A 13,307-nucleotide genomic window follows, 5' to 3' on the forward strand; every position below is an offset into this window, starting at 1 on the left:
TAGTTGCCCCTTTTGCTATTTAAAAGTCGATACCCCGACGCGCCTGCAGGCCATTGTTGAAGGCATGGCGCACTTCCTGCATTTCAGTCACTGTATCGGCCATAGCGACGAGTTCGCGGTGAGCGTTGCGGCCGGTAATAATCACTGTCTGTTCTTTAGGACGATTCTCCAGTGCTTGTTTAACGGTTTCGATCTCCAGGTAGCCAAACTTGAGCATATAGGTGATTTCGTCGAGCACCACCAGATAGGTCTCTGGGTCTGCGAGCATACGCTCAGCCTCTTTCCACACTGCTTGGCAGGCGTCGGTGTCCGCTTGGCGATTTTGCGTATCCCAGGTGAAACCGGTAGCCATTATCGCCACCTCTAGATTGGCATCCTCCTCCAATCGATTGCGTTCGCCGCACTCCCACAACCCCTTGATAAACTGCACTACGCCCACTTTATAGCCATAACCCAAAGCGCGGGTGACCGTGCCCCAGGCAGCGGTTGTTTTGCCTTTACCGTTACCGGTGTTAACGATGATTAGGCCGCGCTGCTCGTTAGCACTGGCGACTTTCTCCTCTACGCGCGTTTTAAGCTTCTCCATAGAGGCTTTGTGGCGGGTGTCGCGGTCACTCATGGTATCTCCTGATAAAGCGGAAAGCTGAAAAATAGCCAATATTCATAATCCGCTAGCCTAAGCTATCAGCACAGGGTTGAACATCTTTATGGAGGTACTTGAAGATAATTTTTGTACAGGTATTTTCGGTGTTTTGTGAATATTTGTCTCAATAATGTACCCTAAAATCCAACAAAAAAGAACAGGATTGGCCCCTAGGGGGCTGGCTGCTCTAGAATAGGTGGTCATGTCTTTTCAGGAATTACATCATGCCCTCATTTGATATTGTTTCAGAGTTCGATAAACACGAAGGCGCTAACGCCGTAGACCAAGCTAACCGGGAAGTGCAGTCACGGTTCGATTTTAAGGGGGTCGATGCCAGCTTCACCCTTGAAGGTGACAAAGTGCAGCTAGAGGCGGAAGTCGATTTCCAGCTCAAGCAGATGCTCGATGTGCTGCGAGCCCGTTTAATCGCCCGGGGTATCGATGCCCGCTGTATGGATGTTCAAGACCCGGTGCTCTCCGGCGTGAAAGCACGCCAGGAAGTCGCTCTTAAGGAGGGGCTCGACGCGGCGGAAGCCAAAGATGTGGTCAAGCGCATCAAGGCCAGCAAGCTCAAAGTGCAGGCGCAAATTCAAGGTGAGAAAGTGCGTGTAACGGGTAAAAAGCGCGACGATTTACAAGCTGTTATGGCATTGCTGCGCGGCGAAGAGGGGCCGGATTTACCGCTCCAATTCGATAACTTCCGCGACTAGGTAGCGGTGTTAAGCTGTCGAACATTTTGAACTATGTAATATTCGTTTTATACAGGAGTCACGCACTATGTCTGATCCGCAGCCGGTTTATTTAAGCGACTACCAGCCACCCGCCTACCGGGTAACTCATACCGAGCTGACGTTTGATCTTGACCCCGCCGCGACCCGTGTGAAAGCGCGACTGTTGATTGAGCGACATCCAGAAGCTGACGCTAAGGCACCGCTCGTCTTAAATGGCGAGCACCTAAAGCTTATCTCCCTGGCGATTGATGCAACGCCGCTGGATGTCGCTGCTTATGAACTAGATGATGAAGTCCTGCGCATTGCTCAGGTGCCCGAGCGTTTTGTGTTGGAGAGCGAGGTGGAGATCGCCCCGCAGGAGAATACGGCGTTAGAGGGGCTGTACCAATCCAACGGTATGTACTGCACCCAGTGCGAGGCCGAAGGCTTCCGGCGGATTACCTTTTACCCTGACCGCCCAGACGTCATGGCGACCTTTAAGGTCACTGTGATCGGCGATCAGCAGCAAGAGCCGATTTTGCTGGCTAACGGTAACCCGATTGAGCGCGGCGAGCTGAAGGGCGGTCGCCACTTTGTTACTTGGGAAGACCCGCACCCCAAGCCCTGTTACCTGTTTGCTTTGGTGGCAGGCAACCTGCATAGCGTAGAAGATCACTTCACCACCATGAGCGGAAGGGATGTCACGCTGCAGATTTGGGTAGAAAAAGAGAACCTGGATAAGACCGAGCATGCCATGGCCTCGTTAAAGCGTGCCATGGAGTGGGACGAGCAGGCGTATGGGCGCGAGTACGACCTGGATCTGTTTATGATCGTGGCCGTCAATGATTTCAATATGGGAGCGATGGAGAACAAAGGCCTCAATATCTTTAACTCCGCCGCGGTCTTGACCCACCCCCAGACCGCCACCGATGCAGCGTTCCAAAACGTGGAAGGCATAGTCGCCCACGAATACTTTCACAACTGGTCGGGTAATCGCGTCACCTGCCGCGACTGGTTCCAGCTCTCGCTGAAAGAGGGCTTTACGGTCTTTCGTGACCAGTGCTTTTCGGCGGATACCAATTCAGCGCCGGTTAAGCGCATTCAGGATGTCTCCTTTTTCCGCACGGCCCAGTTTGCCGAAGATGCTGGCCCCACGGCGCATCCGATTCGTCCCGACCACTTTATCGAAATTACCAACTTCTACACCCTGACGATTTATGAGAAAGGGGCCGAAGTCGTACGCATGTTGCGTAATTTAGTAGGGGAGGAGAGCTTTCGTCGCGGTTCAGACCTTTACTTCGAGCGGTTCGACGGTCAAGCGGTGACCATTGAAGACTTTGTCGGCTGTATGGCTGAAGCCTCCGGTGAAGACTTCAGCCAGTTTATGCGCTGGTACTCCCAGGCGGGAACGCCGGATATTGATGCCCACGGTGAGTATGATTATGTTCAGGGCGAGTACCACTTGACGCTGCGTCAGCGTACGCCTGCAACACCCGGCCAGCCAGATAAGCTGCCGTTGCATATCCCGGTGCGTATGGGGCTGGTAGGTACCAAGTCGGGGCAGGATCTCACCCTGACGCTCAATGGCGAAAAGCTCGGCAAAGACGCGGTTATTCATCTACGTGACGATGAGCAAACGTTTGTATTCACCGATGTTGCCGAAGCGCCGGTGCCCTCTTTGCTACGCGAATTTTCCGCCCCGGTGAAGCTGCATTATCCCTATTCAAGGGAAGATCTCGCCTTCTTATTGACCCATGACAGCGATGGTTTCAACCGCTGGGATGCGGGTCAACGCCTAGCGCTTTTGGCCTTGGATGACTTGATTGCTGCCCATAGGAATGGCGTCGAAAAGGTCATGGATAGCCGCGTTGTCGATGCCTTTAGAGCGCTGCTGAGCGGGCCAATGAGCGATAAGGCGGTATTGGCAGAGATGCTGACGCTACCCTCTGAAGCATATATCGCCGAGCAGCAGCCCATTGTGGATGTAGATGCTATCCATGCCGCGCGGGAATTTGTCCGTCAGTCATTAGCCGTGGCTCTGCGGGATGAGTTTCTGGCTATCTATGAAGCCAATGTGACGGAAGAAGCGTACGCGCCGACACCGGAGCAAATAGCTCAGCGTAGCCTGAAAAACGTGGCGCTCTCTTATCTTATGTCGATTGAAGATGAGCAGGGCTTGGCACTGTGTGAAAGCCAATTCGCTGCTGACCACAATATGACCGATGTGCGTCAGGCGCTCACCCTGCTGGTGCACAGCGACCGCGACGACCTGGCTTCGCCAGCACTCAAAGCCTTCGGTGAGAAGTGGGCGCATGACCCGTTGGTGATGGATCAGTGGTTCACCGTCCAGGTATCGCGCCCTCAGCCAGATGTGCTTGAGCGGGTGAAGTACCTGATGCAGCATCCCGCCTTTTCACTCAAGAATCCCAATCGAGTCCGTGCATTGGTCGGCGCTTTTGCTCAGAACCGGGTTAATTTCCACCGTTTGGATGGTCAAGGCTACCAACTGCTGGCTGATGTGGTCATCGAGCTCAACCGGCTTAACCCGGAAATTGCTGCGCGGCTAATCACCCCGTTAACCCGCTGGCAGCGCTTTGATGAAACCCGCCAAGCACTAATGCGGTCTGAGCTTGAGCGGATCAAACAACAGCCGCTATCTTCAAATGTATACGAGGTGGTCGAGAAAGCACTGGCATAAGCGTTTAGCGCAGTAGTGAACAACCGCAGTTAAACCATGGAAAGGAATAACAATAGTGACAGACTCACAGCAACACTATTTACTGATTATCAATGGTAAATCCGCCGGTAACCCGGCATTGCGTGAAGCAGTCAATGAACAACGTCAGGCAGGGATGCTGATTACGGTTCGCGCTACCTGGGAAGGGGGCGACGCTGCGGATATTGCAGAGCAGTCTGGCGCCATGGGCATTACCCACGTGATTGCCTGTGGTGGCGATGGCACCGTCAGTGAAGTCATGAACGGGCTGATGCGCTTGCCTCATGACCGGCGTCCTGCGTTGGGCATTGTGCCCCTAGGCAGTGCCAATGATTTTGCTACCTCCGTTGGTTTACCGCTGGAGCCAGGCGCCGCTTTGGCCGCTGCACGGGAGTTAAGCGCCTATCCCATTGATGTTGTGCGCGTGACCGCAGGTGCAGGTGGCGAATCGTCCACCAGCTACTATATCAACATGACCACCGGTGGGTTTGGCGCTGAAGTTACCTCGTCGACACCGAAAACGCTTAAGCGGCTGCTCGGGGGCGGGGCTTACTCAGTGATGGGCGCGCTGAAGGCTTGGCGCCACCGCAGCTATCGCGGCACGCTCCATTGGGACGAAAAAGAGGAGAGTGCGTCTTTGTTGCTACTGGCGCTAGGTAATGGCCGCCAGTCGGGCGGGGGACAGGTACTGGGGCCGCGTGCCAAGCTGGATGATGGCCGTCTGGACGTGCTGCTGGTCAAAGACTTTCGGTCGATAACGGAACTGACCAAACTCATTAGCGAGCTGCAGAGTTTCCCCTATGACGGGCGATTCGTGCGCTACTTCACCACGACCCAACTAACCGTGACCACCCAGGCAAATGGTTCGCCCTGGCCACTCACGTTAGACGGCGAAGCGCGCTACTATGACCAGTTCTGCGCGGAAGTAGTGCCCCTTGCTCTGCGTGTGTTACTGCCTGAGGAGTGCCCGTTGCTCTCCTCGACCAGCCGGCCTTAGTTCTTTTGGCTCACATTGTTAACGTTATAAAGGAGAAGAATTAAATGGCAAATCGCGTGTGGATACCCGCGCTCGCCGCCGTGGCACTTTTGCTGAGTGCCTGCGGTGACTCCCAGGAAGATCCCACCGTGACACCCGATGATAATGCTGCGGTGACGGATGAAGAAACGGCTCGCGATGAGGGGGCGGGCGAAGAAGCGTCGGCCACGGCTGAAAACGCGACTGAGATGTCCAGTCCTGAAGAAGTAGAGGATGATATTGAGGAGCGCCAAGCTGCTGAGGAGCTTGAGCGAGCGGAAGCGCTGCGCGAGGATAGCGACACTCAGGCTAGTGGCAGTGCGACGGCTGGCGGTGAAGAGGTTGAGGCTGGTGAAGACACCCTGGCGGCGGATCCTGAAGAGGTGCTCGATGAAGAGAGCGCTATGCCGGGTGAAGCTACACGTTCCGATGTAGATGACATCATTGCCGAAACTGAACGCCGTTTTGAAGAGGCCGAGCAGCGTTTGGAAGAGCAGTTTCAGGAGGTAGAGCAGCAGGCGCCGACCTTGGAGCCGATGGAGAACGAGGATGTACCGCCTAGCTGGGACACCGAAAGCAGTCTGCCCGAGCGCACACCCTTGCAGGATGACAGTGATGTAACCGATGTTGACGCCTTGATTGAAGACACCGAACGTCGCTTTGAAGAAGCGCAGCAGCGGCTTGAGGAACAATTCCAAGAGTTGGAGAATCGTGAGGCGGAGAGTGGTGCTGTGGTCGAGCCGTCAGGCGAGCTTGATAGCAATGACTCCGATAGCGGTGATTCTGATAATCGTGATGTCGATAGCGCTGAAGATAGCCAGGAAACCGGTGCTAATGGAGAGTCGCGGAGTGAGGGAGGATCGCTTGAGTGATGGTCGTTAGGCAATAAAAAAGGCCCGCGTTTGCGGGCCTTTGTCCATCCGTTAGCAATTAAGCTGGGCGGATGTTGGAAGCCTGAAGGCCTTTTTTACCCTGAGTCACTTCAAAGCTGACTTTTTGACCGTCTTGCAGGGTCTTGAAGCCTTCAGCTTGAATTTCGGAGAAGTGGGCGAACAGATCGTCTCCGCCGTCATCAGGAGAGATGAAGCCGAAGCCTTTAGTGTCGTTGAACCACTTAACAGTGCCAGTTGCCATTTTCTATTTCCTTAACGTGCTTAGTAATCACGGGCAACTCTATTGTCCACCCGCTACAATTACTCTAGATGTAAACACGGCTGTCGTCCAGCGACATTCCTAAGATTTTTTATTTGGTTGCGAGCAAGCACAAATGATGCAGTTAGGTTTTATTGATGCGCAGTTTATTTCCTTTTTGGTAGCGATCACGTTGCTGACGATAAGCCCCGGTGTTGATACGTTGCTGGTGATACGCAATACGGCCCGCGGAGGCATCCGCGATGGGGTCACCACGAGTTTAGCTATCTGCTGCGGCCTGTTTGTGCATGCCACGATTTCTGCATTGGGCATTTCGTTGATCCTGCTCCAGTCGGCCTGGGCGTTTCATATGCTGAAGCTGGTGGGGGCGGGCTACCTAATTTGGCTGGGTATTACCAGCTTGTTAGCAGCGCGGAAAGGCCAGCCACTGCCGGTTAATGGTGTGCTAGAAGGTGTGCCTGCCGTTTCGCGCTGGCAGCCGGTCAAAGAGGGTTTTTTGTCCAATGTGTTGAACCCCAAAACCGTGGTGTTCTACATGGCCTTTTTGCCTCAGTTCATTGCTCCTGGCGATCCTGCGCTACTGAAGTCGCTATGGCTGGCGGGAGTGCACTTTATCATCGCCAATATTTGGCAAATCAGCGTGGTCATGATGGTGGGAAGTGCCGGCAAATGGTTGGCTAACGCACGTTTTGCGCAAGCGCTTAATGCCGCTACGGGCAGTGTATTGGTGGTGTTTGGTATTCGGCTGGCATTAACACAGCGCCCGGTATAAACCGGACGCTGGTAATGTGGTAGGTAGAGAAGGGCTTAGCGGCGGGCGAGCAGGGCTCGGTCGTAGCGTACCTGCTGCTCGTTATCGCTAAGCAGTGAAACGCCTTCGCTACTGCCACCGTTAGCGAGGCTTTCAAAAATCACCCGATAGCTAAGCACCGCCTGCACGTAGTCGCGGGTTTCGCGGAAGGGGATGCTCTCTACAAAGAGATCAAAGGCCTCTACGCCATCGCCCAGCCACTGATCGACGCGGCCAGGGCCCGCATTATAAGCCGCTGCGGCGGCCAGTCGATTGCCCTGGTAGCGTTGCAGCTTGTCGCGCAGGTAGGTGCTGCCCAGGCGTATATTAAGCTCTGGGTCGAGAACGCCGTAGGGGCCAGGATCGCTAATGCCCAATTCGCGACTGACTTGGCTGGCGGTGCCGGGCATTAGCTGCATTAATCCACGCGCCCCTGCGGGTGAAAGGGCGTTAGGGTTGTAAGCGCTTTCACGTCGGGTAATGGCCATCAATAGGTATGGATCCACGCCGGTGAGACGGCCCCAATGTTGAAAGCTATCGTGGTAGGCCTGGGGGAAGCGCCAATCCAAGGCGTCCCACATTTCAGCGGCAATGGTGGTTTGCACCAGGCGCGCATGCCACTGCTGTTGAGCGGCATAGTCGGCTAGCGCTCGTGCCTGTTGCGGCGAACCGCTCTGCACCGCGTGCAGCCACTCACTGTTGGCGAGACCATCCTCACCAATGCGTAGCAAGGCCTCGGTGCGCTGAACGGCGGGTAGTTGGGCAATACGTTGACGCGACGCTTCGTCAAAATGATTGCGTTCAAGATTCAGTTGATAGGGTTGGCCGAGCTTTTCTGCTGCTGCAAAGCCGTAAAAACTGCGATCCTGCGCAGCCTGTTGGTAGCGTGCTTCGGCGGCCGCCTGGTTGCCAAGCTGCTCATTGGCGCGGCCCAGCCAATACTGCCAACGGCTATTCTCCTGCTGGATAGCGGGCATTTCGGCAATCCAGTAGAGCACTCCGTTCCAATCCCGGCTAGCCAGCGCATTGCGGACACGCAGCTCTAATACGCGCTCGCTTTCCAGGCCCGGTAGCACGCTGTCAACCCAGCTTAGCGTGCCCGGTACATTGCGCACCAGGGCGTAAAAAGCCAGTTCTTCTTCAATAGCTTGACGGTCACTGGGCAGCAGGTTTAAACGCGACGAGAGCGTCTGCCAGGCGGCAAAGGCTGCAGGCGTATCTTCACGGGTGTAACGCTGCATGGCGGCCCGGTAGAAGCTTGCCGTGGCGGCACACTCGGGGCCTAGGCAACTGGGCGCCTGGGTAATGGCGCTGCTGCGCGCGGTGACACTATCCACCGTCTCTAGAGCGGTTTGCCACTGGCTGCTTAATAGCCCACCAAGATAGCTCGACAGGCGTGTTTCTCCCGCCTGCCAGGCGAGCATTTTACGCTCCCAAATAGCTGTGGCATCAATAGTGCCATTGGCCCGCAGGCGTGCAAATAGCGGGTCGCAAGCATTAGGCTGCGAGCTGCCTACGCGCCATAAAGCCAACCCCGCTTCGCTCGCCTGCTGAGGCTGCTCATCCAGCAGCGCCGTGTAGTAGTAGCACTGGCGAACCGTGCCCGCAGGCTCGCCATCGGCCACTGCCAGCAGGTCGCTATAGCGGCCCGCATGGCCATACTTTGCGATCGCTTGACCACGCAGCCACCCTGCTAGAGGAGAGTCTGCGTGCTGGTCGATAAATTGATGCACCCTTTCAGGAGCCACGTTAGGCAATTGCCCCCTTAAGCGGTGGTACTCCACATAGCCACGCAGCGGGTGGTCTTCAATTGAGCGCTCATCGACCCGTGCCCACTGCTGCTCGCGGGCAGCAGCGAGGGCATCGCGTAACTCACTATCGGATGCGGCCCACGAAAATGCAGGTAATCCCGCCAGTAGTGCTGTACACAGCACGCGGGCGGTATGGCGAAATGGCGAAACCAACATGGTGCTCTCTCTCTGTAAATCGGTGTCACTTAATCGGGGCTCGGGAGCAGCCCACGCAGTTTGCGGTGCAACCGCTATACTGAACGAATATTAGCCGTCATGATCTGACAGCCCAGATACTAAAAGGATTTAATTACCTATGGCCCCATTATCCACTTGGTCGTTGCTGCGTCGACTCAAATCACGCGTTTGGGCGACAAAACGTATAGTGCGTGCTTTAAAACTGTTTATCCCCATGACGCGAGACGTCATGCGTGGCGATTTTCGGCCTATTCCCTGGTCGGCATTCGGCATGATGGCATTAGCGCTGGGTTATTTGGTACTGCCGTTCGATCTGATACCCGATTTTCTGATGCTAATCGGCGTGGTGGATGACGTGCTGATTGTCGGCTGGCTGCTCAATCGTATCGATCAGCGCCTGGAAGGCTATCGAGCCTGGAAATATACCGATCCCGATATGACGCCTTCTTGACCCCAGCGGCTTGCTACCCCCCAGTGGCTTCTTGATCAAGGTTGCTTGAAAAATCGCTGCCTATCCCCATATCTACTCCACGAAACCATTTTATCCCATTGCATGTACACGCAGAGGGATGCGACTCAACGTGATTGATAAGGGCTAAGCGCATGACTACAGCTACCCACGAACAAGCGACTGATAAATCGGCTAACCACGAAGAAACGCTAGGCTTTCAAACGGAAGTTAAGCAACTGCTGAATTTGATGATTCACTCCCTGTACTCTAACCGGGAGATTTTCTTACGCGAGCTTATCTCAAACGCCGCCGACGCCTGCGATAAGCTACGTTACGCGGCTCTCGATAACGATGCGCTCTACGAAGGCGACAGCGAACTACGCATTGAAATCGAACACGACCGCGATGCCAACACTATCACCCTACGTGATAATGGCGTTGGCATGAACCGGGAAGACGTGATCGCCAACTTGGGTACCATTGCGCGTTCCGGTACCGCTGAGTTTCTCAAGCAGCTCTCTGGTGAGCAGCAGAAAGACGCCAAGCTAATCGGTCAGTTCGGCGTTGGTTTCTACTCGGGTTTTATCGTCGCTGATGAAATTTCGGTGCGCACCCGCAAGGCGGGTACAGACGCTTCAGAAGGCGTTGAGTGGCGCTCGAAAGGGGAAGGTGAATTTACCGTTGCCGATATTGAGCGTGCTCAGCACGGCACAGAAATCACTCTGCATCTGAAAGAGGACGCCAAAGAGTTTGCTGACGACTATCGGCTGCAGGGCTTGGTTCGTAAGTACTCGGATCATATCGAAGTCCCCGTGCGCATGCCGAAAACAGAAACGGCGAAGGACGACGAGGGCAATCCTATCGAGGGTAGTGAAGTGACTACCTGGGAAACCGTTAACGAGGCGACGGCGCTGTGGTCGCGTCCCAAGAGCGAGGTTTCCGACGATGAGTACAAGGCGTTCTACAAGCACGTTGCCCACGATTTCTCTGACCCCCTGACCTGGAGCCACAACAAGGTCGAAGGCAAGCTCGAATACACTAGCCTGCTCTATGTACCGGGGCGGGCACCTTTTGACCTGTTTGAGCGCGACGGTGCCCGGGGCGTTAAGCTCTACGTTCAGCGTGTCTTTATTATGGACGACGCCGAACAGTTCCTGCCGCTCTACCTGCGCTTTATCAAAGGCGTACTGGATACCCGCGAGCTGTCGCTAAACGTATCCCGTGAGCTGCTCCAGCAGGATCCCAATGTTGATAAGATCAAATCGGCGCTTACTAAGCGCGGTTTGGATATGTTGAAGAAGCTGGCCAAAGATAAAGAGCAGTACCAGACGTTCTGGAATACCTTTGGTAGCGTGTTGAAAGAAGGGCCGGGCGAAGACCCCTCTAATCGGGAAAAAATTGCTGGCCTGCTGCGCTTTGCCTCAACCCATACCGATACGGCTGCCCAGGAGCACGGGCTGGCGGACTATGTCGAGCGCATGAAAGAGGGGCAGCAGAAGATTTATTACGTCGTAGCTGATAGCTTCAATGCGGCGAAAAACAGCCCTCACCTCGAGATCTTCCGCAAAAAAGGCATCGAAGTTCTGCTGTTGTCTGACCGTATCGATGACTGGTTGATGAGCCATCTGACTGAATTCGACGGTAAAACCTTTGCTGATGTGGCCAAGGGCGAGCTTGATCTTGGCGATGTGGAAGACGAAGCAGAGAAAAAAGCTCAGGAGGAGACCGCTAAAGCCAAAGAGGAACTGGTGAAGCGCGTAAAAGAAGCGCTGGGCGATGGTGTTCAAGAGGTAAAAGTGACTCACCGCCTTACCGATTCACCGGCCTGCGTCGTGCTACCCGAGCATGAAATGGGCTACCAGATGCGCCGCATTATGGAAGCCGCCGGTCAGCCGCTGCCCGAGGTGAAGCCGATTCTTGAGCTTAACCCTAGCCACGCGCTGGTAGCGCGTTTGGAAGGGGCTGAAGGCGATCAATTTGGACAGTTAGCCCACATCCTGCTCGATCAGGCAATTATTGCAGAGGGCGGCCATCTGGATGACCCGGCTGCCTACGTGAAACGTCTGAATAGCGTCTTGACGGCTTAATGAGCCAATAACGTCAGACATGCGGCCCGCTTGGATTTCCAAGCGGGCCGCATCTGTTAGTGAAGATGCTATGGGTGAAGATGCTAAAGTACCCAGTAAATGTAAGAGACTAACGATCAGGATATCGTCATGGCTGAGCAGCAAACCAATGTCCCAGTGACAACCAACGTAGCGGTGCTGGGAGGCGGTAGTTTTGGTACGGCGCTAGCGAGCATTGCCGCCGATAATGGTGCCCGCGTTCGTCAGTGGATGCGTGACGAAACGCTGGTCACACAAATCAACCAAGAGCACCGTAACGGTCGTTATCTGCCCCACTATGCAATGAATCCGGCCGTGGAGGCCTCAACCGACCTTCAAGCCGTGCTGGCCGACGCGGAGCTAGTACTCATCGCTATTCCATCAAAGGCCTTTCGCAGCGTTGTGCAGGCGGCGAAAGCGTGGTTGAGGCCCGAGCAGATACTGGTCAGTACCACCAAGGGGATCGAGCAAGAAGGCTTTCTGTTGATGAGCCAAGTACTCGAGCAGGAAACGGGCTTTAGTCACATTGGCGTGATTGCGGGCCCAAATCTGGCCTCTGAAATTGCCGATAAGCAGTTAACTGCTACCGTGATTGCCAGCGCTGACCCGCTTACCCGCACCCGCGTACAGCAAGTATTGGGTTGCCGTTACTTTCGTGTGTACGCTAGCGATGACCGTCATGGTGTTGAACTGGGTGGTGCACTGAAAAATATTTATGCGATTGCCGCCGGTATGGCGGCGGCGCTGGGCATGGGCGAAAACACCCGCAGTATGCTGATGACTCGCGCCTTAGCCGAAATGAGCCGCTTTGCCGTCGCCCAGGGTGCTAACCCGATGACCTTTTTAGGACTGGCGGGGGTGGGGGATTTGATCGTTACCTGCTCGTCTAACCTATCGCGCAATTACCGTGTTGGCTACGCCATGGGCGAAGGGCGCACGTTGGAAGAGGCGGTTGATGCCCTTGGCCAGGTCGCAGAAGGGGTGAATACCGTTAAGCTGGTATGCGCTAAAGCGAGTGAAATGGGTGTTTATATGCCGCTGGCGGAAGGTCTCAATCATGTGCTGTTTGACGGCGTGCCCGCCCAGGAGATGGCGCGCACCCTTATGATGGGTGAGCAGAGTAGCGATGTAGAGTTTATTCTGCCCCGTGAAGCCGTACAGCAGGCCCATCGAGACCAAGCTCCTCACAACCACGCTTCTAAGAACCAGGTTTCTAAGGGCAATGGAGGCAGGAATGCCTGATGTGTTGATTATGCGCCACGCTGAGGCCGCACCGGGGTATCCCGACCAAGCGCGTCGATTAACGCCTCATGGTGAGCAGGAGGTCAAAAAAATGGCCCGCTGGCTGACTGAGCGCGTGGCTGATGGGGAGCTGTTTATGCCGCAAATTTATGCCAGCCCCTATTCTCGCGCGCAGCAAACCGCGCAAACGCTATGTGATGCGCTGGGAGCCTCGCTGGAAACGCTGGATTTTATCACTCCGGATGACTCGCCTCATGCAGTAAGCGACTGGTTGCTTGAGCAGCCTGAAGGTGCGCCGATCATGCTGGTCAGCCATATGCCGCTGGTAGGCGAGCTGGCGGGGCTGTTAGTAGAGGGCAGCCCTGCTCAGGGGCTTGGCTTCCCTACCGCCGCCATCGCCGAGCTTGAGGCCGACGTATGGGCGGCAGGCTGTGCGCAGTTGAAGCGATTTACCCAGCCCAGCCAGTTGGCCTAGTTCAAATGTGTGTCATTAAA

At 55.2% G+C, this 13,307-nt stretch carries 12 protein-coding genes; 9 read left to right on the plus strand and 3 right to left on the minus strand.

Features of this window, described 5'->3' with window-relative positions; all coding sequences use genetic code 11:
* Positions 1–19: 19 nt before the first annotated feature.
* Entirely contained in the window at positions 20–619 is a 600-nt protein-coding gene (gene cobO / locus LMS44_RS08460; protein ID WP_141441287.1) for a cob(I)yrinic acid a,c-diamide adenosyltransferase, read from the minus strand.
* A gap of 248 nt (positions 620–867) precedes the next feature.
* Here cobO and LMS44_RS08465 point away from each other — a divergent pair, with 248 nt between their 5' ends.
* The 4 genes from LMS44_RS08465 to LMS44_RS08480 all read left to right on the plus strand — a co-directional run bounded on the left by LMS44_RS08465 (position 868) and on the right by LMS44_RS08480 (position 5,956).
* Positions 868–1,353: a YajQ family cyclic di-GMP-binding protein gene (locus tag LMS44_RS08465; RefSeq protein WP_007114656.1), complete on the plus strand. Its 486-nt coding sequence runs from the start codon at positions 868–870 to the stop codon at positions 1,351–1,353.
* Between the two features lie 67 nt (positions 1,354–1,420).
* Positions 1,421–4,051: an aminopeptidase N gene (gene pepN, locus LMS44_RS08470; protein WP_027959069.1), complete on the plus strand. Its 2,631-nt coding sequence runs from the start codon at positions 1,421–1,423 to the stop codon at positions 4,049–4,051.
* A gap of 55 nt (positions 4,052–4,106) precedes the next feature.
* Positions 4,107–5,066 (plus strand): lipid kinase YegS, encoded by a 960-nt coding sequence (gene yegS, locus LMS44_RS08475; RefSeq protein ID WP_022523958.1) that lies wholly within the window; start codon positions 4,107–4,109, stop codon positions 5,064–5,066.
* A 44-nt stretch (positions 5,067–5,110) separates the two neighbouring features.
* Positions 5,111–5,956 (plus strand): hypothetical protein, encoded by an 846-nt coding sequence (locus LMS44_RS08480; RefSeq protein ID WP_278369462.1) that lies wholly within the window; start codon positions 5,111–5,113, stop codon positions 5,954–5,956.
* 58 nt (positions 5,957–6,014) lie between these two features.
* Here the strand turns inward: LMS44_RS08480 and LMS44_RS08485 are convergent, their stop codons facing one another.
* The gene (locus tag LMS44_RS08485) at positions 6,015–6,218 is read right to left on the minus strand and encodes a cold-shock protein (RefSeq protein ID WP_007114660.1); all 204 of its coding nucleotides are present in this window, start codon (positions 6,216–6,218) and stop codon (positions 6,015–6,017) included.
* A gap of 133 nt (positions 6,219–6,351) precedes the next feature.
* Between LMS44_RS08485 and LMS44_RS08490 the strand changes: the two genes are divergently transcribed.
* Positions 6,352–7,008 carry a LysE family translocator gene (locus tag LMS44_RS08490; protein ID WP_159176622.1) on the plus strand — a complete coding sequence of 219 codons (657 nt, stop codon included), beginning with the start codon at positions 6,352–6,354 and terminating at the stop codon, positions 7,006–7,008.
* 35 nt (positions 7,009–7,043) lie between these two features.
* Here LMS44_RS08490 and LMS44_RS08495 read toward each other — a convergent pair whose 3' ends face one another.
* Complete coding sequence (locus LMS44_RS08495; protein WP_138800066.1) at positions 7,044–8,993, minus strand: transglycosylase SLT domain-containing protein; 1,950 nt, start codon at positions 8,991–8,993, stop codon at positions 7,044–7,046.
* 139 nt (positions 8,994–9,132) lie between these two features.
* Between LMS44_RS08495 and LMS44_RS08500 the strand changes: the two genes are divergently transcribed.
* The 4 genes from LMS44_RS08500 (at position 9,133) to sixA (ending at position 13,287) form a co-directional block, all read left to right on the plus strand.
* On the plus strand, positions 9,133–9,465 hold the full coding sequence (locus LMS44_RS08500; RefSeq protein ID WP_022523954.1) for a YkvA family protein: 333 nt from the start codon (positions 9,133–9,135) through the stop codon (positions 9,463–9,465).
* Between the two features lie 152 nt (positions 9,466–9,617).
* Positions 9,618–11,552 (plus strand): molecular chaperone HtpG, encoded by a 1,935-nt coding sequence (gene htpG / locus LMS44_RS08505; RefSeq protein ID WP_022523953.1) that lies wholly within the window; start codon positions 9,618–9,620, stop codon positions 11,550–11,552.
* 129 nt (positions 11,553–11,681) lie between these two features.
* On the plus strand, positions 11,682–12,812 hold the full coding sequence (locus tag LMS44_RS08510) for an NAD(P)H-dependent glycerol-3-phosphate dehydrogenase (protein WP_159176623.1): 1,131 nt from the start codon (positions 11,682–11,684) through the stop codon (positions 12,810–12,812).
* Positions 12,805–13,287, plus strand: coding sequence for a phosphohistidine phosphatase SixA (gene sixA, locus LMS44_RS08515; protein WP_141441284.1), 483 nt, complete (start codon positions 12,805–12,807; stop codon positions 13,285–13,287). The genes LMS44_RS08510 and sixA overlap by 8 nt, the downstream gene beginning before the upstream one ends.
* The last annotated feature ends 20 nt before the right edge of the window (positions 13,288–13,307 follow it).

Source organism: Halomonas profundus (assembly GCF_020865425.1).
Classification (GTDB): Bacteria; Pseudomonadota; Gammaproteobacteria; order Pseudomonadales; family Halomonadaceae; genus Vreelandella; species Vreelandella titanicae.